At 49.7% G+C, this 22,618-nt stretch carries 25 protein-coding genes and 1 pseudogene; 19 read left to right on the top strand and 7 right to left on the bottom strand.

Going from position 1 to position 22,618, the window contains the following annotated elements:
- Positions 1 to 86 precede the first annotated feature (86 nt).
- The 9 genes from HJG54_RS01440 (at position 87) to HJG54_RS01400 (ending at position 7,922) form a co-directional block, all read left to right on the top strand.
- On the top strand, positions 87 to 287 hold the full coding sequence (locus HJG54_RS01440; protein ID WP_420717309.1) for a DUF2862 domain-containing protein: 201 nt from the start codon (positions 87 to 89) through the stop codon (positions 285 to 287).
- 180 nt (positions 288 to 467) lie between these two features.
- On the top strand, positions 468 to 1,562 hold the full coding sequence (locus HJG54_RS01435) for an ArsA family ATPase (RefSeq protein WP_316432938.1): 1,095 nt from the start codon (positions 468 to 470) through the stop codon (positions 1,560 to 1,562).
- Positions 1,563 to 1,689: 127 nt separating this feature from the next.
- Positions 1,690 to 2,865 (top strand): 2OG-Fe(II) oxygenase, encoded by a 1,176-nt coding sequence (locus HJG54_RS01430; RefSeq protein ID WP_316432937.1) that lies wholly within the window; start codon positions 1,690 to 1,692, stop codon positions 2,863 to 2,865.
- Positions 2,866 to 3,087: 222 nt separating this feature from the next.
- Entirely contained in the window at positions 3,088 to 4,020 is a 933-nt protein-coding gene (locus HJG54_RS01425; protein WP_316432936.1) for an FTR1 family iron permease, read from the top strand.
- 326 nt (positions 4,021 to 4,346) lie between these two features.
- The gene (locus HJG54_RS01420) at positions 4,347 to 5,096 is read left to right on the top strand and encodes a histidine phosphatase family protein (RefSeq protein ID WP_316432935.1); all 750 of its coding nucleotides are present in this window, start codon (positions 4,347 to 4,349) and stop codon (positions 5,094 to 5,096) included.
- Positions 5,097 to 5,296: 200 nt separating this feature from the next.
- Complete coding sequence (locus HJG54_RS01415; protein ID WP_316432934.1) at positions 5,297 to 6,187, top strand: hypothetical protein; 891 nt, start codon at positions 5,297 to 5,299, stop codon at positions 6,185 to 6,187.
- 114 nt (positions 6,188 to 6,301) lie between these two features.
- Entirely contained in the window at positions 6,302 to 6,778 is a 477-nt protein-coding gene (gene ispF, locus HJG54_RS01410) for a 2-C-methyl-D-erythritol 2,4-cyclodiphosphate synthase (protein WP_316432932.1), read from the top strand.
- A 14-nt stretch (positions 6,779 to 6,792) separates the two neighbouring features.
- Positions 6,793 to 7,422 carry a transglutaminase-like domain-containing protein gene (locus HJG54_RS01405; protein ID WP_316432931.1) on the top strand — a complete coding sequence of 210 codons (630 nt, stop codon included), beginning with the start codon at positions 6,793 to 6,795 and terminating at the stop codon, positions 7,420 to 7,422.
- Between the two features lie 101 nt (positions 7,423 to 7,523).
- Entirely contained in the window at positions 7,524 to 7,922 is a 399-nt protein-coding gene (locus HJG54_RS01400; RefSeq protein ID WP_316432929.1) for an ACT domain-containing protein, read from the top strand.
- Here HJG54_RS01400 and HJG54_RS01395 read toward each other — a convergent pair.
- Positions 7,919 to 8,350 carry a cupin domain-containing protein gene (locus tag HJG54_RS01395; RefSeq protein WP_316432928.1) on the bottom strand — a complete coding sequence of 144 codons (432 nt, stop codon included), beginning with the start codon at positions 8,348 to 8,350 and terminating at the stop codon, positions 7,919 to 7,921. The genes HJG54_RS01400 and HJG54_RS01395 overlap by 4 nt on opposite strands.
- Before the next feature lie 212 nt (positions 8,351 to 8,562).
- On the opposite strand from HJG54_RS01395, the gene HJG54_RS35335 reads away from it, so the two are divergent.
- Together HJG54_RS35335 and HJG54_RS01390 are read left to right on the top strand one after the other, a co-directional pair.
- A complete protein-coding gene (locus HJG54_RS35335; RefSeq protein WP_420717308.1) occupies positions 8,563 to 8,676 on the top strand; it encodes a hypothetical protein in 114 nt (37 codons plus the stop codon).
- A gap of 145 nt (positions 8,677 to 8,821) precedes the next feature.
- On the top strand, positions 8,822 to 8,986 hold the full coding sequence (locus HJG54_RS01390; RefSeq protein ID WP_316435680.1) for an element excision factor XisI family protein: 165 nt from the start codon (positions 8,822 to 8,824) through the stop codon (positions 8,984 to 8,986).
- Positions 8,987 to 9,152: 166 nt separating this feature from the next.
- Here the strand turns inward: HJG54_RS01390 and HJG54_RS01385 are convergent.
- Positions 9,153 to 9,398: pseudogene (locus HJG54_RS01385) on the bottom strand (IS481 family transposase); the annotation flags it as partial.
- A gap of 500 nt (positions 9,399 to 9,898) precedes the next feature.
- The gene (locus HJG54_RS01380; protein WP_316432927.1) at positions 9,899 to 10,786 is read right to left on the bottom strand and encodes an iron-siderophore ABC transporter substrate-binding protein; all 888 of its coding nucleotides are present in this window, start codon (positions 10,784 to 10,786) and stop codon (positions 9,899 to 9,901) included.
- 196 nt (positions 10,787 to 10,982) lie between these two features.
- Here HJG54_RS01380 and HJG54_RS01375 point away from each other — a divergent pair, with 196 nt between their 5' ends.
- The gene (locus tag HJG54_RS01375; protein ID WP_316432926.1) at positions 10,983 to 11,375 is read left to right on the top strand and encodes an endonuclease domain-containing protein; all 393 of its coding nucleotides are present in this window, start codon (positions 10,983 to 10,985) and stop codon (positions 11,373 to 11,375) included.
- A 66-nt stretch (positions 11,376 to 11,441) separates the two neighbouring features.
- On the opposite strand, the gene HJG54_RS01370 is transcribed toward HJG54_RS01375, so the two are convergent.
- On the bottom strand, positions 11,442 to 12,566 hold the full coding sequence (locus HJG54_RS01370; protein WP_316432925.1) for a TonB-dependent siderophore receptor: 1,125 nt from the start codon (positions 12,564 to 12,566) through the stop codon (positions 11,442 to 11,444).
- 413 nt (positions 12,567 to 12,979) lie between these two features.
- On the opposite strand from HJG54_RS01370, the gene HJG54_RS01365 reads away from it, so the two are divergent.
- A complete protein-coding gene (locus HJG54_RS01365; RefSeq protein ID WP_316432924.1) occupies positions 12,980 to 13,630 on the top strand; it encodes a Uma2 family endonuclease in 651 nt (216 codons plus the stop codon).
- Here HJG54_RS01365 and HJG54_RS01360 read toward each other — a convergent pair.
- From HJG54_RS01360 to HJG54_RS35330, 3 genes are read right to left on the bottom strand one after another with little or no spacing between them, the layout of a single operon-like run.
- Positions 13,613 to 14,176: a Uma2 family endonuclease gene (locus tag HJG54_RS01360; protein ID WP_316432923.1), complete on the bottom strand. Its 564-nt coding sequence runs from the start codon at positions 14,174 to 14,176 to the stop codon at positions 13,613 to 13,615. The two genes, HJG54_RS01365 and HJG54_RS01360, sit on opposite strands and share 18 nt — an antisense overlap.
- Positions 14,177 to 14,220: 44 nt before the next feature.
- Positions 14,221 to 14,397, bottom strand: a complete 177-nt coding sequence (locus HJG54_RS01355) for a helix-turn-helix transcriptional regulator (protein ID WP_420717407.1) — start codon at positions 14,395 to 14,397, stop codon at positions 14,221 to 14,223.
- Positions 14,393 to 14,479: a transposase-like zinc-binding domain-containing protein gene (locus HJG54_RS35330; RefSeq protein ID WP_420717406.1), complete on the bottom strand. Its 87-nt coding sequence runs from the start codon at positions 14,477 to 14,479 to the stop codon at positions 14,393 to 14,395. Before HJG54_RS35330 ends, HJG54_RS01355 begins: the two co-directional genes overlap by 5 nt.
- 418 nt (positions 14,480 to 14,897) lie before the next feature.
- Between HJG54_RS35330 and HJG54_RS01350 the strand changes: the two genes are divergently transcribed.
- From HJG54_RS01350 to HJG54_RS01325, 6 genes are all read left to right on the top strand, one after another.
- Positions 14,898 to 15,146, top strand: coding sequence for a hypothetical protein (locus tag HJG54_RS01350; RefSeq protein WP_316432920.1), 249 nt, complete (start codon positions 14,898 to 14,900; stop codon positions 15,144 to 15,146).
- 464 nt (positions 15,147 to 15,610) lie between these two features.
- Positions 15,611 to 16,636 (top strand): helix-turn-helix transcriptional regulator, encoded by a 1,026-nt coding sequence (locus tag HJG54_RS01345; RefSeq protein WP_316432918.1) that lies wholly within the window; start codon positions 15,611 to 15,613, stop codon positions 16,634 to 16,636.
- 131 nt (positions 16,637 to 16,767) lie between these two features.
- The gene (locus tag HJG54_RS01340) at positions 16,768 to 19,317 is read left to right on the top strand and encodes a TonB-dependent receptor (protein ID WP_316432917.1); all 2,550 of its coding nucleotides are present in this window, start codon (positions 16,768 to 16,770) and stop codon (positions 19,315 to 19,317) included.
- Positions 19,318 to 19,500: 183 nt separating this feature from the next.
- Positions 19,501 to 20,337, top strand: a complete 837-nt coding sequence (locus tag HJG54_RS01335; protein ID WP_316432916.1) for an iron-siderophore ABC transporter substrate-binding protein — start codon at positions 19,501 to 19,503, stop codon at positions 20,335 to 20,337.
- Positions 20,338 to 20,441: 104 nt separating this feature from the next.
- Entirely contained in the window at positions 20,442 to 21,071 is a 630-nt protein-coding gene (locus HJG54_RS01330) for a Uma2 family endonuclease (protein ID WP_316432914.1), read from the top strand.
- Between the two features lie 629 nt (positions 21,072 to 21,700).
- A complete protein-coding gene (locus HJG54_RS01325) occupies positions 21,701 to 22,270 on the top strand; it encodes a Uma2 family endonuclease (RefSeq protein ID WP_316432913.1) in 570 nt (189 codons plus the stop codon).
- Positions 22,271 to 22,618 lie beyond the last annotated feature (348 nt).

The raw sequence follows: 22,618 nt of genomic DNA, 5'->3' as shown, positions 1-22,618 counted from the left end.
ACTCAAAACTCAATTCCCCGGCTTTCAGAATAGCGTAATTACGGACAAGACACTGATATATTGGTTCATGGTCTTTCCTTTGTGGAGTGGAGATGGAAATTGGTCAAAAGGTGCGCGTAAGGCGTTTACGCGATCGTCCCCCAAAAGAGGTGGTTGAACGGCTAGGAAAAACTGGCGTCATTAAGGAATACCGAATGGTTGACGGCAGTGGCGTGGGTGCAGTGGTGAAATTTGACGACAACTTTACCACTTGGTTTTTTGAAGATGAGCTAGAGCCGATGCAGTGAAGCAATCAAGCAACTTGTATCCTCTAGTTGAGCCAAATCAGATTTGAGTAGGGGCTGTTCGCAGGCTGGGTTGGATCAGGTTTACCTCCATCAGGCGAAGCATCCCCTTTTTTCTGCTCGCTAGCATAGAAAAGCTGCCTTTTGCAGCGCTTGAACTCCACTGCACTTTAGGACATTAGTATGGCACTCGTTCTGACGTTTCTTGGCAAAGGCGGCACTGGTCGGACCACAATGGCAATTGCAGCCGCTAAGCAGCTCGCCGCTCAGGGTAAAAAGGTGTTGCTCGCAAGTCAGGACACTAGCCCAGCTCTGGCATTGTTATTAGGTGCGGCGGTCAGCGCGGAACCGCAGGAAATCGCGCCCAATCTGCAAGTGGTCCAGCTCCAGAGCACGGTTCTGCTAGAGCAAAATTGGGAAGAGGTGAAAAAGCTAGAAGCCCAGTATTTGCGCTCGCCCTTTTTCAAGGCTGTGTATGGACAGGAGTTGGGCATCCTACCCGGCATGGACGATGCTTTGGCGCTGGATGCAATTCGGCGCTTTGACGGTAGCGGCAATTACGATGTGCTGGTGTTTGATGGCTCTGGCGATCAGGCAACGCTGCGGATGCTGGGCACACCCGAAATCGTGAGCTGGTATGCCCGCCGGTTCCGGCAGGTGTTTGCTGATTCGGATCTGGGCAAAGCGATTTCTCCTTTTGTGCAGCCCATTGCCGCCGCGGTGTTAAACGTCAACTGGACTGGCGATATTTTTTCCCAGCCTGCCGCTAACCAAATGACCACGATGCTGGATCAGGGCAAGGCGGTCATCGCTGATCCGAGTCGAGTCGCAGCCTACTTGGTGACGACGGCAGCCCCCGATGCAATTGCCACCGCCAAGTATCTCTGGGGCAGTGCTCAGCAGGTGGGCCTAACGATTGGCGGAGTATTGCTGAATCAAGCGAGCCAATCCACTGGTCTGAGCGAGTTTGCTCCCCTACCGATTCACCCAGTCCCAACCCGCAGTGGGGATGATTGGCAGATGCTAATGCAGGCGCTTCCCGACTTTAGCCAAGTCTCGCAGGCACCCCGTCCGATTCGTATTGATGTGGCGGAGGGTAAGGTGTACCTCTTTCTGCCGGGTTTCGACAAAAAGCAAGTCAAGCTGACCCAATACGGACCGGAAGTGACCGTAGAAGCAGGCGATCAGCGCCGCAATATTATGCTACCGCCTGAATTGCGGGGCCGTCAGGTGACAGGGGCGAAATTTCAGGATAGTTACTTGATTATTTCGCTTTAGCAGGATTGGCAAGATTGTTACAGAGCCATTCATGCGGATTTTGGCCTAGCCCAATTGAAGTTAGATTAAACTCATGCCGAAGCTGCTCGGTGCAGGCTTATTTTAGTTTTTCCTAACTTCTGGTGGTATGACCATTCTCACAGTGGGTGATCCCGTTCCCTGGTTTACTCTGCCTTCAACCTCGAACCCTAACTATCACTTTGACACGGTAGGCGGCTACCGCGTTGTTCTGTTTTTCTTTGGCAGCACAAAGGTGCCGCGCTCAGCTCAAGCTGTGAAAGACTTTTGCGCAATCCAGTCTGAGTTTGCCGCCTCGAGCGTGCCGTTTTTTGGTGTCAGCATTGATCCAGAGGATCAGAAGTTAGCCGAGGCCATTTTAGAGCCGACCTACTGTAAGTTTCTCTGGGACTTTGAGCAACGTGTGAGTCAGCAATATGGCGTTTGTGGGACCACGGATGCCGATCAAGTTACCTATCGGCCAACCAGCTTTGTGTTGGATGAAAATCTGCGGGTTTTGCAGGTATTTCCCCTCGAGCAACCGGAAAACTATGTGGCTCAGATCTTGAACTATGTCCGCAGTTTGCCCCCATTGCCTACCCCGATCATGGCGACCCGACAGGCTCCGGTATTGTTCATTCCCCGCGTGCTCGATCCCGACTTCTGCCGCCGCTTGGTGCAACTCCACCAGACCCAAGGGGGGCGTGATTCGGGCTTTATGCGAGACGTAGATGGCAAAACCGTAGAAATTCTCGACTATGGTTTTAAAAAACGACGCGATATCAATTTGGCCGATACGCCTCTGCTCGATACGATCAACCAGGTTGTGCTACGCCGGATTAAGCCCGAAATTGAAAAAGCTTATCAATTCTCGATCACCCGCTTTGAGCGCCACATTGTCGCCTGCTATGACAGCACCAATCAAGGCTTCTTTAATCGCCACCGTGACAACACCACCAAAGGTACCGCCCACCGGCGCTTTGCCATGACGCTCAATCTCAACACCGGCGAATATGAAGGCGGCTGCCTACGCTTTCCCGAATACGGTAGCCAACTCTATCGGCCCGATGTGGGCGAAGCCGTAATTTTTTCGTGCTCGCTGCTGCACGAAGCGACTCCAGTCACAAGCGGCCAGCGCTTTGCCCTCCTCTCCTTCTTTTATGGCGACGAAGATGCCTTAGTGCGGGAACGCAATCGCAAATACCTGGCGGATAATCCCTCGTCACCCAGTTCGGCGGCCCATCACCCGAATCGGCAGGCTGCTAAGACAGCGGGGTTTCAGCCGAAATCGAAGCGGCGATCGTGAGAGTGGTAGGGGGGTAGGGGGTAGAGGGTGGGGGTAGGGGTAGGGGGTTACTGTAAAGCGTTTTGGTTAGTAATTAGGACAAAAAACTGCTTCGTGCCAATAAGCTTAAAACTTCTACTGTGCATAGGCTAGGCTGCCAAAACTCAAAACTCAAAACTCAAAACTCAAAACTTTCTTCAATCCTCCACAATAGAAAAGAAATTCTATTGGCGGTTAGTAGGTATGGACTTGAGCAGCGCTTTGCCGACGTTTGTGGTGACCTTGCGGGAAGGAACCGAGGCAGCTCTAGTGGTGGGCATTGTGTTGGCCTATCTCAAGAAAGCAGGACAGACGCGGCTGAACCCCTGGGTATATGGGGGGATTGGAGTTGGTATTTTGGGCAGTGTGCTGGTGGGACTGTTGTTTGGTGGCGTGCTGGCGGCGCTAGATCAGTCGAACCAAGCCTATGCGCCGATCCTAAAACAGCTATTGGAAGGCGGGTTTGGTGTAGTGGCAATTGGGCTACTGAGCTGGATGCTGATCTGGATGACGCAGCAGGCACGCCAGATGAAATCCGAGGTAGAAGGGGCGATTACGTCGGTGCTGCAACAGGGCAGCTCTGCCGGCTGGGGCGTGTTTGGCTTAGTCACAATCGCGGTTCTGCGGGAAGGGTTTGAGACGGTAGTGTTTATTGCAGCCCAGTTTCAGCAAGGCTGGGTGCCGGCCTTAGGAGCCTTGGCAGGGCTAGTGGGTGCAACAGGCATTGGCGTGCTGCTGTTTCAGTTGGGGGTGAAGATCAATCTACGTCAGTTTTTCCAGGTGATGGGTGTGTTGCTGCTGCTAATCGTATCGGGATTAGTGGTGAGTGCGCTGCGCCATTTTGATAAAGCGGCTAGCCTCTGGTCGCAGTTAAACGAGTCGGCTAATCTTTGTTTCAGCCAAGCGTCTTGCATTTTGGGGCCGCAGGTGTGGGATTTGAGCCAAGTCCTGCCCGACCGTCAGTTTCCAGGAATTTTGCTGAAGGCGTTCTTTGGCTACACACAAACCCTGTATGCGGTGCAGGCTGTTGCCTATCTCGTGTTTTTAATTACCATTGGTACCATCTATCTACAAAGCGTGAATGGCAAGCAGATGCCAGCTTCTACGGCCAAGGAAATGACTTCGCAATCGAATTGAAAGACTCGTTAGAATTTCAAATAGAAGTCAATAACTTTAGCTAAATGCTAGGCTTCATCGAGCGAGTGCTGCTCGAAGGCGGTCGATATGGAACTCATAGGCTTTTTGGCGCTGATTTTGCTGATTTTTGCACTAATTTCAAAGTGTACTGGTTCAGATCGGGTTTCTGTACGCGGCTATAGACGCAGAGATGGAACCCCGGTTCGGCCTCATACCCGTAGACCTCGTAGATAGCAGTTTAGGCAGCGCTATACTGCATACGGTGGGCCAAAAGCTAGATAAGGTAGCTCTACAGATATCAGGTCTACCGTGATGGAGAGATAGCAATGATGAAGCCGTTAAAACTGCTGTTTATCCGTCATGCGCAGTCGGTAGGCAATCAGCAAGGGCGGATGCAGGGCAACGGTGAATTTGATTTGTCCGAGGAAGGCAGACATCAGGCCGAGAAGCTGGGGCAGCGGCTGTTGGCCGAAGCATGGCAGCCCGCATTTGTTTACAGCAGTCCCTTGAAGCGAGCGGTTCAAACAGCAGAAATTCTGTTGGCTCAGTTCTCGGCCCATCCCTTGCCCGCTATGGTGAGTGATTTGGTCGATGGCGAGATTAATACGCCGATTGATGTCTTGGCTCCCTACCCCACCGATCCGCCGGTGCCGATTCAGTATGCCGATGAGCTGCGCGAGTTTCAGAACGGCATTTTTGAAGGGTTAACCTGGGCCGAAGCTCAACAGCGCTACCCAGAGCTATGCACCCAGCTCGAAAACTCCGCCGACTGGATTCCAATTCCAGGAGCCGAATCCCTGATCGAGGCGCGCGGACGGGCGAAGCAGTTTATCCAACGGCTGCTCGACAGCCACACCGACGGCGACTCCATCTGGATCATCTCCCATAGCTGGATTTTGCAGCATCTGATTGCCGAGCTGCTGGGCTGCGAGCGCTCTTGGCGCATTCATGTCCGCAACACCGCCCTATTTGAATTCTGGATCGACCACTCCCGCTGGCAACGCACTGATCAAAACCGCTTCAACACCGACCTCTGGCAAATCCGTCGCTTCAACGACTACCACCACCTGCTCTAACCCCCTACCCCCTACCCCCTACCCCCTACTCCTCATTTCCCGCCAAACTGTTCAATCAAAACTAAGATGTTGTAATCTATAGAGTCAGGTTCGTGCCTCTGCACTAGCATTGTTGTTTAATTAGGTTTTCCCCGTGCCGGAAGTGTGAATGAGATGCATTTAATTAAGGGTTCACGACCCGTCTAGGGACTTAGCGAACAATGGTAGATCCGATCGATGACATTGCCCGCCAAGCGCGTCGAGGCAGTGTTTCAGCAATTATTCAAGTCTTGAACGAGAAATTGGCTGACTCTGGGGTCCGAACCAGAGCAGTGTTTGATCAGGGGGTTTTGCAGCTATTGTGTGAAGCTCCTAAGCCAGAGCAGCTAGAGCAGCCGGTTCTGGTCGGTCAGGTGCGGCAAATTCTGGAATCGCTGCAACCACGCAATGTCCGACGGGTGAATATTAACAGCCGGATTGTGCGTGAGCAGCAATTGCTATGGCTAGAAGAAATTAACCGCGACCCCACGAACCAACTGCTGTGGTCCGAAGAGATTACCTTAGCCAAGCCTTCCTTCTGGCAGCGCTTATCTCAAGACCGCAAAGATCCTAAAAAGATAGACCCCAGCAAGACCACCCTGACAAAAACCTCGCCGCGTCAGCGCCGGGAGAAGAAACTATTTTGGCGTGGTTTGATTGGTGGCGCAAGTTTGAGTTTGTTTCTGCTGCTGTTAGGTTGGGCGCTCTATAGCTGGCTCAATCCAAAGCTCAATCCAACCTTGGCAGAGCAGACCGCAGCCGATCAGCCCACTGGCACAAGTGCTGGAACATCTCAAGCCGAACAGCCTAGCGGCGGGTCGGCCACTCCAACTGGTGGCGCTGCCGATCCATTTGCTGAAGCCGTTCGCCTAGCTGAAAGTACAGTTTTGGCTGGGCAGTCTGCCCAAACCTCGGCAGAGTGGCTAGAAGTGGCAAGCCGCTGGCAGCGAGCTTCTGATTTAATGGCTCAGATTCCATCCCAAGACCCGCGTTATCCCACTGCACAGGACCGGGTCCAGCTCTACCGCCAAAACAGCGAAGCCGCTTTGGCACAGGCACAAAAGCTACAGTAGAGAAGGATTTGAGTTTTAAGTTTTAAGTTTTGAGTTTTAAGTTTTGAGTTTTGAGTTTTAAGTTCTGAGTTTTAAGTTCTGAATTGCAGCAGTGCTTGCTCAAGTGAAATTGGCATGAATTTAAGAATTGGCAACGGTTACGATATTCATCAGCTTGTGAGCAATCGTCCCCTGATCCTGGGTGGCGTGCAGATTCCGCATCATTTAGGACTCTTGGGCCACAGCGACGCCGATGTGCTCACCCACGCAATTATGGATGCGATGCTGGGCGCGCTCAGCTTAGGCGATATTGGGCATTATTTCCCACCTACCGATCCGCAATGGAAAGGAGCCGATAGCCTGAAGCTACTGGAGCAGGTGCATCAGTTGGTGCAATCGCAGGGGTGGCGGATCAGCAACATTGATTCGGTGATTGTGGCCGAACGGCCCAAAATTAAACCCCACATCGAGGCGATGCGGCAGCGGCTAGCAGAAACCCTCCAGTTGGCTCCTGATCAGATCGGCATTAAGGCTACCACCAACGAGAAGATGGATGCGGTGGGACGGGAAGAGGGAATTGCCGCCTATGCGGTAGCGCTGTTGATGCAGTAATACTGATTCAGTAAATGCAAGACTATCTGCAACCAAGTGCCATCATTGACTGGCAGCATCCGGACATTCTGCAACTGGCCGCCGAACTGGCTGCCCCTTGGGAGACTCCAGCCGAAATTGCCAAAGCCTGCTTTGAGTGGGTGCGGGATCAGGTGCGTCACAGTGTGGATTACCAGATGAACCCGGTCACCTGCCGCGCTTCCGATGTGTTGCGCTACCGCACGGGCTATTGTTTTGCCAAAAGCCATTTGCTGGCGGCATTGCTGCGGGCTAACGAAATTCCGACTGGCTTTTGCTACCAGCGGTTGAGTCTCGACGACCAGGGTGCTCCCTATAGTCTGCATGGTTTTAATGCTGTGTATCTGCCAGAATTTGGCTGGTATCGGATTGACCCCAGGGGTAATAAGCCCGGAATCAACGCCCAGTTTGCACCGCCGGATGAACAATTGGCCTACCCAGTCCGACTGCCCGGAGAAGCAGAATTTGAGCCGATCTTCACCGAACCCTTAGCCATTGTGGTAGAGGCATTGCAGGCGGCTAAAACCTGGGATGAAGCACTGCTTCAGTTGCCGGATGTTTCCCTGGAGAGGGCAGAGGAGTATAGTTTGGTGCCGAGATTGCGGGTTGGCAGGCGGACTGGATGAGGGAGATGCGGCTCGTGAGCCTCGCCGAACGAGGGAAGATGGGGGAGATTGAGATACGCATTGGGAAAGACGAGTTGATCAACCAGTAACAACAGAGGAACATGTCAGGTGAAACTGACCTATCGGTGCTGCTGAGAACAATGCAGCCGCTGCTGTGCCAGGGTGAGTACGTGTTTTGCACCGTGGAGCGGCAGTTTGATCCTAGCGGATTGGGACCGATAGGTTTGTTCTATGAAGATAAAGGACTGACGCTGATGCTGCGGCGCGAGCAGGCGGATGGCGCAGGGTTAACTTACACGGCTGTATTTCGTTTGATTACCCTTTCGGTTCACTCTAGCTTAGAGGCAGTCGGCTTTTTGGCGGCAATTGCGAGTCACTTAGCAGCTCATCAGATTAGCGTCAATCCCGTCTCGGCCTATTATCACGATCATTTATTTGTTCCGGCGGCTCAGGCCGAACAGGCGATGCAGTTGTTGCACGAGTTGACTCGGAACGTTTAAGGCTGCATTTGAATGCCATATTTATCGAGGATAGCAGCCATTTTGGGCAGGTCTTGCGGCAGGTCGCGCACCTCGGCCATTTCTAGAAAGAACTGGTCAATCGCGCCACCCACGGTCCAGGCTAGGAAGCAAATGGGTTGGGGGGAGTTGTTTTGGTAGCCATGTGCAATCCCAGCAGGTACATGGACAAAATCATTCGGCTCGATCGTAAATTCTTCGTCGCCAAGCTGCATCACCATTGTGCCCTTCAGCATGTAGTAGCTCTCTTCTTCGCTGGCATGGCTATGGGGTGGTACTCCGCCGCCCGGAGGCACTTCAACGGTCATCACTGCCATGCGATTGGCCGAGTCGTTAGACCGCAGCTTCAGGCATACCGTATCGCTTAAAACTTGAACATGTTCTCCTGCTTGACTGCGTACAATGGTCATCGGTTCCTCCTTGTCTTACTCAAGTACTTCTTGTTTTTTGTGCTCTAGCTTTGTTGGAGCAATAGTTTGCACAGACAATAGGATTACGCTGACCAGCTCCAATTGGTTTTAGGACAAATTGATCATTAATAGAAGCGATAAATCACGAATGGATTTCTGAATTATCGAGATGCGTTAGAAATTGTTGAACCGGATCGTAGCTTTATTTGGCGGTGCGAGAACCGATTTATGAGAGTTTCTTTAAGCGACGATTTATTGGGGCTGCGATTCAGCGGTATCAACTGCGATTGATGATTTACGATGGGCAAGAGGCGATTGCTCAATAGTGAAGTACGAAAAACGGGGTGCAGGGGCAGTGCCCCTGCGTGAGGGCTTCACCCCCACACCCCTATACCTCACATGAGTGAAAAACGCTGTAAGTGGGAGTTTGGCTGTATTTTGCATCTCGATATTAAGAATGGAAAGATCTGAATTCAGCATGGTGGCACAGAAGTTGGAATCGCCAATCAACCGGTTGAATTGGGTGTGCCCAAACAAGATGTTGTGTTGGCATTTCATGAACCTGCTGTGTGTCAGCTTACGGGGTTTGGCACGGGCAAAATAGACACCGTAGAACACGAAAAAATTGAAGTTTGATGATGAAGTATTAGATGTAATAGATCAAACTTAATCTGACAGAGGGAAGCTAGCGGACACTGACAAAGGATGTCAGATGTGTTTCGCCCGCTGCTCTTGTTTCTCCGTGTTCCTTCTTGTTACTCCTCTCATTTCCTATTTTATCCTCATACTGTCTCTCCAACATCTTCTGTTGCACAATCTGTTTACTGTCAAGGAACGTTTGCATTGGCATCTTGCCATAACAATAATGCCCTGAATGCGGTCGGGTGCAGTTATAGGAATCAACCCATATGCCTCCGGCGGGGCGAAGCCCTACATCCACATCTTGCTGCAACTGTTCAATACTGGTATAGACCTTTTTGCAAAACGCAATCTGGTAAAACTCCTCCAGTATCGTGCGGTGCTTTGAGACTGTTGCATCATGAGTTTGACGTTTTATTGATCAATGTGTATTAAGTCACCCGATGAAGTCGTGATTGCTAAGGCTCAAGAATTAGCTGCAATTTTGTTGTCGCTCAATAGAGATTTTGCTGATATTGTGACGTATCCTCCCGCAAATTATGGGGGATTGTTTCGAGCCAACTTCGGAATCATCCTGAAATTATTCCTCAGTTGATGCAAGGGCTGCTGAATTACTTATCAAATTATCGGGATGCAGAACATTATCAAGATAAGCTGTTTATTGTGGAAGTAAATCGTATTCGGATTCGAGAGTAAAATTGTGCGATTGCCCTCCTATCACTTCACCTATTCGATCGATCCCTCACCTTTTCACCCATTCGATCGCCCATCCAACAAAACCCGATCGCTCCCTCCCCCTTTCACCCATGCGATCGCCCCGATCGCCCTCCTCCACCGCTTTACAAGATCGCATAGTATGTGCAAAGCACAATCGTCCCTTCTCCAGGTGGTCTGTTCGGCCTTGCTGTCTCATAGTGAATCGCCCAGTTCGTGCAAGGGCGATTGCACTAAATATTTATACAAATCATCAAAAACCGCGTCAGCAGCAAGAGGGCTTTCAGTAGACCATGCAAAAACATCAACAAGATAAACTCGTTCATTCTGAACAGCATTGAGCTTCTTCCAAAGGGGCTTTTGTTTCAAGCTTTCGTAAGCTTCTGTATGTCCGAACTCAGAAACTAAAACAAATAAAATATCACCATCCAATAGCTCTAGCCTCTCTTCAGAAATCCCATCTATCGTGCCACCACCGTCAATATTAATGTTCTGTGCTGGAGGTCGTTGCAGAGCTAATTCCTCAAGTATAGAGCCTATAAATGAATTCTTAGCATCAGCGTATGCTCTGCGACCACCATCATAAACGCCAACAACAGAAATAGTTTTATTTTCATAACGATCGCCAATAGCTGATTTTAGATCTTTTATTCGCTGATTATAATGATCCCAAACTCGTTGCGCCTCAGCCTCTCTATTGAGTACCTTGGCGGTTGTGGCGAATGCCTCTTTCCAGTCTTTAACTAAATCATCAAATGAAAACACTACTGTAGGGGCAACTTGAGAAAGTAGAGGGTAAACTGCTTCAACAGCAGGCTCCCAAGCCAAAATCAAGTCAGGCTCAAGGTAGAGAATTTCTTCTAAACTAACATTGAATAATTGCCCTACACTCACGATTTCTTCTACTTTTCTACCCAGAAACGATTTATTGCTTAAAAAGGTTCTCAGTTCCTCAATCCCCCAAACACTACTACCAATAGGTTTGACACCTAGAGCGAGTGCATTACTCAAGAGCGATCTTGAGATAGTGACAACCTGTTCAGAGTTATTCGGAATGCACGTTTTACCCATTGCATGTTCCACGACTCGGCAAGGGGGGATAGGTCGTTCAGCAGTTGACATATTACTATGGTCGATCGCTGTACTGCTACAAGCTGAGACGATCATGGCAGTTAAACCCACCCTTAAAAACCATCGCCACCAAGCTCGCCATCGTGGGCACACTATTCTTAGCGCCATTCTAATTCCCCCCTTTCTAAGGGGGGCTAGGGGGGATCTCATGCCTGACCACAATACCTTCATCACCACAAACTTTCACCTACCCTACAACTCAAAACTAGTTTCCAGAGCAAAACAACTTCGACAGAATCCAACGCCTGCTGAGCAGAAACTTTGGCAAGACTATCTCAGAACATTTCCCTTTCGAGTCCTGCGACAAAGACCAATTGCTCACTTCATTGTAGATTTCTACTGTGCAGCGTTGAAATTGGTGATTGAGGTGGATGGAGACAATCATTTTACTGAAGATGGAAAACAATATGATTGGGAGCGAACACAAATTTTGATGGGATATGGATTGACGGTGATCCGGTTTACAAATGAAGAAATTATGACGCAATTTGAGGAAGTTTGTGAGAGGCTTGAGGGGTTGATCCCCCCTAGCCCCCCTTAAGAAAGGGGGGAACTGGAGGCTCAGAAGTCCCCCTTAAAAAGGGGGACTTAGGGGGATCAAGAGGGATTAAAACTCCCACGAAATTGTTCCCTGCACCGTGAATGGCGTACCACGATAAACCCGAAGCGTGCTGAGCGCAGATTCAAAATAATCCACGTCAAATAAATTTCTGAAATTGAGGGCGGCACGGAACCGATCGCGTCTGTAGAAAATTGAAGCGTCTGTCCGCAGATAGCTTGGCAGTTCAACGCTGTTTTCTAAATCGATTGGTCGTTCTCCGACGAAGAATAAACCTAGACCAACCCCTAAACCTTGGAAATCTCCTGATTGAATCTCATAACTTGTCCAGAGACTGAAAGCGTTTTCAGGAACATTGCTTAATCGATTCCCGGTGGGGATGGCGTTGTCTTCAGTAATTTGGGCATCAGTGTAGGCATAACCTGCAAGAATGTTCCATCCTGGCAAAATTTCGCCTTGAACATTGAGTTCTATCCCTCGACTACGTTGCTCTCTCGTCTGAATCTCAAATTCATCTGGGGGTACACCGGGTCGATTGTCAGGCGTTAAGACATTGCTACGGGTTAGGTCGTAGAAGGCAAGGGTTGCTGAAAGTTGGTCATTGATATCTGCTTTGACACCTGCCTCATATTGGGTGCCGCGTTCGGGTTGAAACAAATCGCCCTCAAATGTTGTGCCGCTTAGTGGAGTAAAAGAACGGCTGTAGCTAGCGTAGAGCGAAATAGGCTCAATGGGTTGATAGACAATCCCGATACGAGGAGAGAAAGCATCACTTGTTTGACGAGTTTCGGTGCCTGCTACAAAATTACGGCTAGTTTCTGTAGATAGATCGAATCTTCCGCCGAGCAGAAGATTGAGATTATCTGTCAGAGTGACCTGATCTTGTACATAGATTCCTAAAGTGCTTCGGTAAAAAACCCCATTAAACGCAAGGGAGAAAGGACTAAGTGGTTGTTCGTAGATAGGAGCAAACAGATCGATTGGTGCAGCAGTACCTGTAAATAGTTCTACGGTTCGGGTAAACTCACCCCAATCAACTCCAAATACTAGCTGATGATCAATTGAACCTGTTGAAAAATTGCCAATTAGATTGACATTGAAGTCGTAGACGTTTGTATCAGTGCCAACAAGACGCTGAGTCACATCGGGTCGAGCATTAAACTCATCATTCAAAACTAAAAACTCATCACTTGCTGGTTCCTCCTGAGCTATGACAGGCAAGGTTCCTACAGCAACAGCAAGACTCCCAAAAACGCTCGCAACAACCCACAAACTCACCTGAACCGACGCAGCCCAACTTTCATGACAACGCCTCACACACCAAAATCAGGACTGCTGAAAATAATTCCTGATTGCAATAAGGCGTAGTGTAGAGAAATTGACTGAAATCTGTCTATCCAAATTCCGCCAGCAATGATCCAAAATCCGCCAGTCGATCGAGATTGCGACTCTCCAAACCCAAGTCACAAGATTTGCAGGTGAATCCGCCTACCTTGGAGCGATTAAAATAGAGACAAGCGATAGCGTGTCTATCATTGGACTACCGCGACTATAACGACGAGCCAGGGCAACAAGGTGAGCAGTGAATGACACTTGTAACCGATCGATTCATCCAACCCACTCCACTCAGCTTCGAGGACTTCATCGCCCAGTATGGGGATGACGATCGCTATGAATTGATTGATGGAGAACTGTTTGATTTGGAACCAACTGGGCCTCATGTTCGCGTAGCGTCCCCGCAGGGGATGGAAGTCGCGGCAGGGATCGGGCAATGGCTCAACTGCGAAATTGTGCAGCAAGAATTTAATTACTTCATTCCCCATCGTTGTCTGATTAAGCCGCTGGCAAGTGGAACAGGGTTTCGTCCCGATATGATCGTGTTAGACCGAGATGCCCTCTCCGGAGAACCGCTATGGAGTAGTCAACCTGTGGTGACACTGGGTAGCACCATCAAATTTGTAGCTGAAGTAGTCAGCAGCAATTGGCAAAACGACTATGCGCGTAAATTTGAAGACTATGCCCTGCTCGGCATCCCAGAATATTGGATTGCAGATTATCAAGGGCTGGGTGGTGAATTCTTCATCGGTCGCCCAAAACAGCCGACCTTAACCGTTTGTATCTTGAGCGAAGAGGGTCGCTATGAACGGCAAATTCTGCGAGGCGACCAGCCGATCGTTTCTGCCGTCTTTCCTAACTTGAACCTGACAGCAGAAGCCGTACTAAGGACTGGGCGGTAGCTCATCAAACACCGGGGGCCACAGATCAGACACTTGCAATTCCCATCCGGGCAGCAAATCCGGCAGCGTCAGCACATCCCCATCCTTCAGCAACACTGGCTCCTGATTCGATCGCCGCACCTCCAGCCAGCGCTGCTCCGGGTGAATCAAGATCCCTACCTGCGTCCCCTGCTGCAAAAACTGGTCAATTTTCGATCGCAGCCCGACCAAACTATCCGAAGGTGACTTCACCTCTACCATCAAATCCGGCGCAAGTTCCGCAAAACTGCGCGGACTGCGGCGAAGCTTGGCCGCCTGCACAAACGACACATCGGGAGCACGAGCATCTGAATTGGGCAGAATGAATCCGGCACTCGATCCAGTCACTCGCCCCAAACGGCGCGGTTTTGCCCAGTTGCCCAACTGCCGACTAAACTCCGATGCCACCTCATCAGACTCATAGCCCGATGGACTCATAACGATAATTTCTCCATTCACCAGTTCAATCCGGTAGTCCCCATCAAGCTGAGCCTGCACCCGCTCCAGATCTTTCACCGTTAAACCCATCACGACCTCCTGAAATAAGACAAGCGATCTTCTTTTCAATCCCCTCAGTTCACTATTTTATGCCCTGCTAAACACTGGCGCGGCGTGATGCCAAACTGCTGTTTAAAGGCTGCTGTAAAGTGTCCCAGGTGCCCATAACCCACCTGCATCGCCACCTCTACCACCGTGCGATTGCCTTGACGCAATAACTTCTCTGCCTGCTCCAGCACACGGCACTTAATAGTTTTGCTTGCCGCGTCGAGTGGTACCGTTTTTCATCCCGTCGTCAGAGCCGCAGCTTGGGCAAATCAGATAGGGGTTCATGATGAACTGATGTGGCTGAGAAGCTAACTCTATCTATTTTCCTCTATCCTTTACGAAAAGGCACTACGCCTGCAGCAGGCGGAACATCACTGAAGCGGACGTTTCCCTGCCCTCTACCCTCTCTAATTTACCGCTGATTAAATTTTCGTTGATGCGGTTGCATTTGGGGCGCAATCTCGGTAATGTATCAGATTAAGATTGTTGCTTCTCTGGGCACAATCCGGCTACCCAAAAATTTAGCCGTCGCCCCTAGCTGTTAGCGCAGCACCAGGGCGACTAACCCCTTCGACTGTTAGACCCAGTCTGGGAGGCTAGTGGAGTATTTTAACACTCCTCTTGGCCATCCTGCGCTGTGCTTGGCGGGGTGGCTAAATTTTTGGGGTTTCTTCCAACCCTGAAAATTCCAAGGAGTATCTTCATGGCAGATGAGTTTCTGTCCGATTTGCCGTTCCCAACAAATCCACCCACCCCTCCCTCTAGCTCAAATTTTGGTGATCGAGAGCGTTTACGGCTGATTCTAATTGGCTCTACCGAAGGTGTACGCGAAATGATTCACCGTCAGCATCAGGCTGGCATTGCCGATGCCGGTTCTTGGAGTCGGATATTGCCCGTGCCCAATTCCGATGAGGTGATGAGTATTTTGCTGCTGTATCGCCGCAGGGAGTGATGGGGGAGCTGCGGCTCGTGAGCCTCGCCGAACGAGGGAAGCTAGGGGCGTGTTTCGCATTGCTTGATTAGATTTTAGGCAAAAATTTGCTCAAGACGGATGCTTGACTTCGGGGCGCAGCCTCTGCGTTTGGGGGATGGGAGTAAAACGCTTGAATAAGCTTATATCCCGTCCCATCTTCCTCACCTCCGAACTCACTTCCAACAAAATCCCTTACGGCAGCAGTTCTACGCTGCTCAACGTAAGCAGCTCAACGCAAGCAGGTTTATTCTGTAGGTGAACATTTCTACAATCCTGGTAAGTGGCCTGTGTCCGATTTGGTTATCCCACCTCGTTACTATACTTCCGTAGCCAGCTATGGCAAAATATTAAGAATCTTTCTCATTTGTTTCTACCCTGGTACGGGGTCTACAGGGTGAAGACGGTGTTCTGATGGAATAGGGAAATGGAATAGGGAAATTGATATGGCAATTGATATGGCAATTGTTCTTTCAGCTGAAGACTACGAAGACCGTTTGCAAGCTGATCAGTCCAGGACCGAAACGATTTGTCACCCCGATCCATTTGAAACGAAGTACACTTGGTCTACTGTAATGGATCAAGGCTGGTTTCGCGATCTACAGCTGCGCGATTTGTGGCTGACAATTGAAGAGAATCAAGTCAAAGAAGATGTGGTTTACAAAGCAGATTCGGCGAGCTGGGGACCGGCCTCCAGTTTCTTTGTTTCGGGAACGTTGAAAAACCGGCATCTGGGACTGACCGATGAGAATCTGGAAGCACCGGGTGGACATTACTTGGAATGCGTGCAAGACGGAATTGAAACCGATCGCTGGTTTACCGGAGAACAGGTGCTGCGAATACGCTTTGGGCTAAAGCTAAATGCGATCCATCAATTTGCAGAATCCTTTGGGCTGCCGCAAGAATTGCAGGCACTAACGAATGGCGAGTTCCCAACCTCTTTCTACCGGCAGGGCACAATTACACCTGAAATGCGAGTTATTCTGCATCAAATTTTGCAGTGTCCGTATCAGGGATCGATCAAGCAAATGTATCTGGAAGCAAAAGTGCTAGAGTTATCGGCCCTTCAGTTTGCTCAATTTGCTGAAGAAGATAGCGTGTGTCAGCCTCTTCCTCGCCTCAAACTCGACGAAATCGAGCGTCTTTATCATGCTAGAGATATCCTGATCAATCAACCCGAGCATCCTCCTTCGATTTTGAGCTTGGCTCGCCAGGTGGGGCTAAATGATTTTAAGCTCAAGCAGGGGTTTCGGCAGATTTTTGGCACAACCGTGTTTGGTTATCTGCGCGACTACCGTTTGGAGCAAGCTCGCCTTTTGCTGGCAGAAAATCAGCTCACCGTTCAACAGGTCGCACGAGCAATTGGCTATAGCCATTCGGGTTATTTTGCTAAGGCATTCAAACAGAAGTTTGGCGTCAGTCCAAAAGCCTATCAGTTAAATGGAGTAAATGGAGGTAGATCTCTGCCCTAGTTACTTCAAAATCCGTCCAGTGACCAAAATAATCCGCCTAGTAGCTGAAATCAACTTCACGCATTGGTGTCCCTCACCGTATGCTTCTTGCATGTAGTTCTCATTTGTAAATCTGGTGAGCATGGGGAGTGATGACAACTTGGCAGTGGTTAATTGGGCTAACAGGTGTGATGTCTATCTGGGTGATTCCGCCAGCTTGGGCAGACGCAGTGGAGCATGATGGCAATAGCCCAATCTCTGAAATTCCTGGTCTGCGCGATTTAGAAGCCTCAGCAACAACGGTCGATGAATGGGTCTCGCAGGTTCAAGCTCAAGAGTCCATACCGACTTCTGTCCAAATTATAGATGTGCGAGTTGATCCGGTTGAGACCGGCATCGAAATTGTTCTGGAAACGACTGGCGAGCTAGAAGCTCCATCGCCTTCGACGGTTGGGAACGCTTTGATTGCTGAGATGACGAATGCAGTGCTGGCCCTACCAGAGGGGAGCGAATTTCAGCAGGCCAATCCAGCCGATGGCATTGCGTTGGTGAGTGTCACCCAACTGCCCAATAACCGAGTGCGGGTGGCAATTACGGGAACAGCAGCTCCACCTACGGCGAATCTCAGCGTTGAATCCCAGGCTCTACGACTGAGTGTGGTTCCGGGCATTGCTCAGGCCGCAGATGCGGAAGATGCGCTGCAGGTCGTTATTACCGGAGAGCAGCAAGATGGTTACATTGTCGATGAAGCCACCACCGCAACACGAACCGACACCCCTCTGCGCGATATTCCACAGTCGATCCAGGTGATTCCGCGTCAGGTGTTGGAAGACCAGCAGGTAATTCGTCTAGAGGATGCACTGCGCAACGTCAGTGGGATTTCACCCGGAGATAATTTTGGCGGCACCCGCGATCAGTTTTTTATTCGCGGCTTTCAGCAATTCAATATTTTCCGCGATGGCTTTCGAGATGAGCGGATTGTGTTTCAAGAAACCGCCAATATCGAACGAATTGAAGTCCTGAAAGGACCAGCTTCGGTGCTGTTTGGCAGTTTGGAACCAGGCGGAATTATCAACATTATTCCAGAACGCCCTTTATCCGAACCACGGTATGCTTTTGACATGCAGCTCGGCAATTTTGGCCTAGTGCGGCCTCAGCTCGATTTTACAGGTCCTTTGAATCGGGATGGCACCATCCGGTATCGCTTGAATGCCTTGTATGAGCGAGGGGCTGGCTTCCGCGATTTTGATCAGAACATTCAGCGGTTCTTCGTTGCGCCTGTTCTCAGTTGGGATATTTCAGACCACACAAATGTGCTGTTTGAGTTCGAGTATTTATACGACGAACGTCCGTTTGACCGAGGGCTGGTAGCCATTGGAGATGAAGTTGCAGATATTCCACGCGAACGCATTCTGGGTGAACCCGGTGATTTTCTGGAGAATACAGCCTACAGCCTTGGCTATATCCTGGAGCATCGGTTCAATCAAGATTGGCGGATTCGCAATGCCTTTCGCTTCTCATCCTCAGAAACCCTAGACTTAAAGGCCGACTCAGATAGCCTGGATGAAGAGACGGGGATTTTATCGAGAACCTTTGCCTCAAACGATGATATCCGGCATTTATTTGACGCTCAACTCGCGGTAATTGGCAGCTTTGCTACCGGCCCCATGAATCACGATATTGCAGTGGGAGTGGACTACTATCGCAACTACAGTCAGGGCACCAATCGCAGTCTGCCGGCAGGCGAAACTCCTAGCCTCGATATTTTCGATCCCGATTATGAAATTATCCCTCAGCCGGAGCTAGAGGATTTGACGGTCTTGGCTCGCGATAGCAGCAGTGGGATTGATGTGTTTGGGGTATATCTCCAGGATCTAATTTCTATCACCGACAACCTGAAGCTATTGCTGGGAGGCCGATTTGACTTTGCTGACCAAGAGAGCGTGTTCAATAATTCCCTATCAACTCGCTATGATGAAGCCTTTAATCCGCGAGTTGGGATTGTCTATCAGCCGATTGAACCGCTTTCCCTCTATGCCAGCTTCAGCCGCTCGTTTGCCCCTAACTTTGGCACCACGTCCGATGGCGAAACTCTAGAACCAGAGCGCGGCACCCAGTACGAAATCGGAGCGCGGGCTGAATTTTTGGAGGGTAGATTGCTGGCAAATTTGGCCCTCTATGACCTGACTAAAGTCAACATTGCCGATGTTGACCCCAACGATCCCACCGCTACATTTTATGTTGCGATTGGAGAACAGCGCAGTCGCGGCATTGAATTGGATGTGGCTGGAGAAGTTCTACCAGGGTTGAATTTGATCGCCTCCTATGCCTATACCGATGCCGAAATCACAAAGGGCACATTCGGGATTCCAGATGGCAACCGCCCTGCCAACGTGCCCGAACACAGCGGCAGTTTTTGGGCCACCTACGAGATTCAACAGGGCAATCTGCAAGGCTTAGGCTTTGGGCTGGGGCTATTTGTGGCTGGAGAGCGCCAGGGCGATAATCAAAACACATTTGAATTGCCTGGCTATGTCCGTACTGATGCGGCAATTTATTATCGACGAAATAATTGGCGCGCCTCGCTGAATGTCCGCAATTTGTTCGATGTCAACTACTACGAAGGGATAGAATATGGTCGAGTGACTGTCAAGCCAGGGGCACCGTTCACAATTCTTGGTTCTATTTCTGTAGAATTTTGATTTATGCGTTGGTTCATGCCGTGTTTGATTAATGCTTCACCTTTCCAATGGCGAAAGCTGTACCGAATCCTAAAATTTGGTGTACTCGTTATTGTCTCAAGTTTAGGGGTCACAGCTTGCATCAATCATTCCTCTATCCCTAACCAACGTAGCCTAGATTCTTCTCCAATCGCAAATTGTCGCATGGTTCATCACGCGATGGGTGATACCTGTGTGCCTGCAAATCCTCAACGAGTTGTGGTTTGGGGAGGAACCGAGTTAGACCCAGTGTTAGCCCTGGGTGTGAAACCAATTGCCGGAAGTTTGAATGTACTGTCCTACGTCACGCAAAAACTGCCGCCTCAACAATGGCAGGGAATTGTAGATATTGACGGTCCTCAAGGACCAAACTTGGAATATCTTCTGGAACTGAAACCAGATCTAATCTTGGGACACAACTCACGCATCGGACCGGTTTATACGCAACTCTCACAAATCGCTCCAACGGTGCTGGACGGATCGGATGACTGGAAAAGTACGTTTCGGCTATTTGCGGAGACATTAAACAAGACAGACCAAGCTCAACAGGTGATGGATAATTATCATGCTCGTATCAATAGATTTAAGGCCGAGATGCATCACCACCTGCCGTTTACCATCTCGTCCGTTGAGGTGCGGGCCGATGCAATTATCCTCGACACCAGCGATTCCTTCGCCCTCGCCGTAATCCAAGAAGCCGGATTATCTCTATCTCCTGCCTTAAATCGATACATGTCACAGACCTGGACACTCAGCAAAGAACGTTTGAATGAACTTGAAAGCGATGCCATGTTTTTGAGAACTTGGGGTGGAATTACCACTGAACGACAGGCGGCCCAATCCCAGTTAAAACAATTGCAAACCGATCCGCTTTGGAGCCAATTACAGGTCGTCCAGCAAGGCAAGGTCTACGAAGTCGGGGATTATTTTCAGGGCGGCGGTCCAATTACCGCAAATCTGATTCTGGATGACTTGTTCAAGTATTTGCTCAGCCAGAGTTGAGCAGCGGTTGCCTTTACCCTCCTGAACCGCTACTTTCTACTCCGTAAAGCACCGCACAATCAGAAACACTATACAATCAAAGTATCCTGGTCGAGATTTGAACGATGGTTGCAGCTTTTCAACTCCAAGTGTTGAATGTTGAGGAGTTCCTTGCACTTGAACTTCCAGATTCTCATGAGTATGAATTACGAGACGGAGTCATTGTTCCTATGGCAGAACCTTCTGGACGGCATGAGAACCTGCGTTCAGAACTGATGTTTGTCTTGAAAGCTGAAAGTAAACGAGCCGAACTTAATCTGTTGATCCATCCCAAGCCGGGTCTGATGCTTGGGGCTAAAGATACCCGCAAACCTGATTTGATTGCGGTTGATCAAGAAGATTGGCGACGACAAACGGAGGTTGAGGCGGTGCTGCAAGAACCCCCGAGTATTGTGATTGAAATTGTCAGCACCAATTGGGAAGATGACTACCGCAACAAACCCCTCTGGTATGCTGCGTTTGGTGTACCTGAGTATTGGATCATCGACCCACTCTACCATCTCGTTCGATATCCAAACCGAAAGAATCCCAAAATTGAGGAACCAACCATTTCTGTCGGGACCCTGCAACCCTCTGACAGTATTTTGGTTGAACGAGAGTATCGATTTAAAAGTTTTGTTGGCAACGACTACGTTCAATCTCAGTTTTTCTCACAGTTGCAGATCACTGTGAATGACATTGTAGCGTTTGGATAAATACCACTAGAGAGAAATCAGCAAGATTTAAGATGCACTTATCAAATCGCCTGCGGTTTGTCAAACGACTCGCTTGTTTGATGGATAAAGTCGGAAGTCCTCCATGCATGGGATTATAGCCCTGCAGGCATTCCAGCAAGAGGGACTGAGAGGACTTGTGTGTACACCGTGACCTACTCTAATAGGAAGGCGAAGCCTATAACAAGGAGAAAACCGTAGGTGACGCCTGTGCGTAGCATATACCAAATCTCTGAAGCCCCCCTTCACAACGCGGTGCTGGCGGTCAACGTCTGATTTCCCAGGAATTGCTGTCACAAGCAGATGGTGATGTGTTGTTTTTGTGGAAGTTGGACGATGATTTTGCTGCTGACGCAGATTAAGACATAGCACTCAGACGGCTCAAGGCTGATCCGCTCTGGTCTCAACTCAAGGCAGTGCAGTAAAACAGAGTCTACGAAGTGCCGGGATATTGGCTTGGGTTTGGTCCGATCGCTGCCAATGCTGTTGTTGTTGATTTGTTTTCTTATCTCTTGCAGGAGTAGGCCAATGGCAAATTATGCGCCTGTTATTTTGTGACCTAGGAATTACCTATACTTAGGGTAGATGATGGCAGCATCAGGAGTAGCGTAATGAGTCAAGCGGCAACGGGGCAAGTGCGGTGGACAATCGCGGATGTCGATCTGCTGGCAGCAGATGAGTGGAAGCACTACGAAATTATTGATGGGGAGTTGTTTGTGACGAGGGCACCGCACTGGGGACATCAGGATACCATAGGCAATGTTTATGCGGAATTACGAACATGGTCACAGTCTACTGGACGAGGTAGAGCCGTCCCAACTCCTGGAATTATCTTTACTGAGACAGATAGCGTGATTCCAGATGTGGTGTGGATTAGCACCGAGCGCCTGACTGTGTTGCTGGACGAGGCGGGGCATTTGACTGGAGCACCTGAGTTGGTTGTGGAAGTGCTGTCACTAGGGACAACCAATGAGCGTCGAGACAAGGAAGCTAAGCTAAAGCTTTATTCAATTCAGGGCGTTCAGGAATATTGGATTGTGAATTGGCAGTTGCCGCAGGTCGAGGTTTACCGTCGGGAAAATGCTCAGTTGGTGCGGGTGGCAACGCTATTAGTAGGAGACGAAATTACGTCACCGCTGTTGCCTGATTTTTGTTGTCCAATTGAGCGGTTTTTTGCTTGAAGCTATGTTGGAGAAACGTGCCACGATGACAACATCCCCAGAAACAAAGATAGGCGTGACCCAGTACGAGGCAGATTTTGTGATCTAGGTTGAGCAACAGGCTGCGCTGTTCAGACAGGGGCGCTGGAGTGATTTACACAAATCAAACTGATTCTCCAGGATTCACCTAGCCTCAAATCTTAAGCGAATGTTTCCACCGAAATGTCCCTATTTCCCTTTGAAGCCAGCAGATTTATTGCCCGAATTGAGGGAAGTAATGCCCCTTCTAGTATAATAGCTAATGCAAACTTCTCTCAACTAAGAGTTGTAGCTGCCCCTATCGCAATCCCAGGAGTTAACCTGCAATTC

The sequence above is a fragment of the Leptolyngbya sp. NK1-12 genome (genome assembly GCF_032598965.1).
Lineage (GTDB): Bacteria > Cyanobacteriota > Cyanobacteriia > Elainellales > Elainellaceae > Elainella.
This window is presented reverse-complemented; position numbering and strand designations above follow the sequence as displayed.

Coding starts and splice junctions, on each gene's coding strand:
- HJG54_RS01435 (WP_316432938.1), top strand. CDS start 468: ATGGCACTCGTTCTGACGTTTCTTGGCAAAGGCGGCACTGGTCGGACC.
- HJG54_RS01430 (WP_316432937.1), top strand. CDS start 1,690: ATGACCATTCTCACAGTGGGTGATCCCGTTCCCTGGTTTACTCTGCCT.
- HJG54_RS01425 (WP_316432936.1), top strand. CDS start 3,088: ATGGACTTGAGCAGCGCTTTGCCGACGTTTGTGGTGACCTTGCGGGAA.
- HJG54_RS01420 (WP_316432935.1), top strand. CDS start 4,347: ATGATGAAGCCGTTAAAACTGCTGTTTATCCGTCATGCGCAGTCGGTA.
- HJG54_RS01415 (WP_316432934.1), top strand. CDS start 5,297: ATGGTAGATCCGATCGATGACATTGCCCGCCAAGCGCGTCGAGGCAGT.
- ispF (WP_316432932.1), top strand. CDS start 6,302: ATGAATTTAAGAATTGGCAACGGTTACGATATTCATCAGCTTGTGAGC.
- HJG54_RS01405 (WP_316432931.1), top strand. CDS start 6,793: ATGCAAGACTATCTGCAACCAAGTGCCATCATTGACTGGCAGCATCCG.
- HJG54_RS01400 (WP_316432929.1), top strand. CDS start 7,524: ATGTCAGGTGAAACTGACCTATCGGTGCTGCTGAGAACAATGCAGCCG.
- HJG54_RS01395 (WP_316432928.1), bottom strand. CDS start 8,350: ATGACCATTGTACGCAGTCAAGCAGGAGAACATGTTCAAGTTTTAAGC.
- HJG54_RS01375 (WP_316432926.1), top strand. CDS start 10,983: ATGCCTGACCACAATACCTTCATCACCACAAACTTTCACCTACCCTAC.
- HJG54_RS01365 (WP_316432924.1), top strand. CDS start 12,980: ATGACACTTGTAACCGATCGATTCATCCAACCCACTCCACTCAGCTTC.
- HJG54_RS01360 (WP_316432923.1), bottom strand. CDS start 14,176: ATGGGTTTAACGGTGAAAGATCTGGAGCGGGTGCAGGCTCAGCTTGAT.
- HJG54_RS35330 (WP_420717406.1), bottom strand. CDS start 14,479: ATGAACCCCTATCTGATTTGCCCAAGCTGCGGCTCTGACGACGGGATG.
- HJG54_RS01350 (WP_316432920.1), top strand. CDS start 14,898: ATGGCAGATGAGTTTCTGTCCGATTTGCCGTTCCCAACAAATCCACCC.
- HJG54_RS01345 (WP_316432918.1), top strand. CDS start 15,611: ATGGCAATTGATATGGCAATTGTTCTTTCAGCTGAAGACTACGAAGAC.
- HJG54_RS01340 (WP_316432917.1), top strand. CDS start 16,768: ATGACAACTTGGCAGTGGTTAATTGGGCTAACAGGTGTGATGTCTATC.
- HJG54_RS01335 (WP_316432916.1), top strand. CDS start 19,501: ATGGTTCATCACGCGATGGGTGATACCTGTGTGCCTGCAAATCCTCAA.
- HJG54_RS01330 (WP_316432914.1), top strand. CDS start 20,442: ATGGTTGCAGCTTTTCAACTCCAAGTGTTGAATGTTGAGGAGTTCCTT.
- HJG54_RS01325 (WP_316432913.1), top strand. CDS start 21,701: ATGAGTCAAGCGGCAACGGGGCAAGTGCGGTGGACAATCGCGGATGTC.